General features: G+C 56.5%; 1 rRNA gene (only partly in view). It reads left to right on the forward strand.

Features of this window, described 5'->3' with window-relative positions:
- Positions 1–1,175, forward strand: a 23S ribosomal RNA gene (locus tag ACWGIS_RS36225) (its annotated part extends 1,277 nt beyond the left edge of the window); the annotation flags it as partial.
- Between the last annotated feature and the right edge of the window lie 21 nt (positions 1,176–1,196).

Raw genomic sequence — 1,196 nt, forward strand, 5'->3', positions numbered from 1 at the left:
GTGAGCTGGGGGTGGCCGCAGAGACCAGCGAGAAGCGACTGTTTACTAAAAACACAGGTCCGTGCGAAGCCGTAAGGCGATGTATACGGACTGACGCCTGCCCGGTGCTGGAACGTTAAGGGGACCGGTTAGTGCACTTTCGGGTGTGCGAAGCTGAGAACTTAAGCGCCAGTAAACGGCGGTGGTAACTATAACCATCCTAAGGTAGCGAAATTCCTTGTCGGGTAAGTTCCGACCTGCACGAATGGCGTAACGACTTCTCGACTGTCTCAACCATAGGCCCGGTGAAATTGCACTACGAGTAAAGATGCTCGTTTCGCGCAGCAGGACGGAAAGACCCCGGGACCTTTACTACAGTTTGATATTGGTGTTCGGTTCGGCTTGTGTAGGATAGGTGGGAGACTGTGAACTCTGAGCGCCAGCTCAGGGGGAGTCGTCGTTGAAATACCACTCTGGTCGTGCTGGATGTCTAACCTGGGTCCGTGATCCGGATCAGGGACAGTGTCTGATGGGTAGTTTAACTGGGGCGGTTGCCTCCCAAAGAGTAACGGAGGCGCCCAAAGGTTCCCTCAGCCTGGTTGGTAATCAGGTGTTGAGTGTAAGTGCACAAGGGAGCTTGACTGTGAGACCGACGGGTCGAGCAGGGACGAAAGTCGGGACTAGTGATCCGGCGGTGGCTTGTGGAAGCGCCGTCGCTCAACGGATAAAAGGTACCCCGGGGATAACAGGCTGATCTTCCCCAAGAGTCCATATCGACGGGATGGTTTGGCACCTCGATGTCGGCTCGTCGCATCCTGGGGCTGGAGTCGGTCCCAAGGGTTGGGCTGTTCGCCCATTAAAGCGGTACGCGAGCTGGGTTTAGAACGTCGTGAGACAGTTCGGTCCCTATCCGCTGTGCGCGTAGGAATATTGAGAAGGGCTGTCCCTAGTACGAGAGGACCGGGACGGACGAACCTCTGGTGTGCCAGTTGTCCTGCCAAGGGCATGGCTGGTTGGCTACGTTCGGGAGGGATAACCGCTGAAAGCATCTAAGCGGGAAGCCTGCTTCGAGATGAGTATTCCCACCCCCTTTGAGGGGTTAAGGCTCCCAGTAGACGACTGGGTTGATAGGCCAGATCTGGAAGGCGGGCAACCGCTGGAGGTGACTGGTACTAATAGGCCGAGGGCTTGTCCTCAGTTGCTCGCGTCCACTGTGT

This window comes from Streptomyces sp. NPDC054842 (assembly GCF_053611025.1).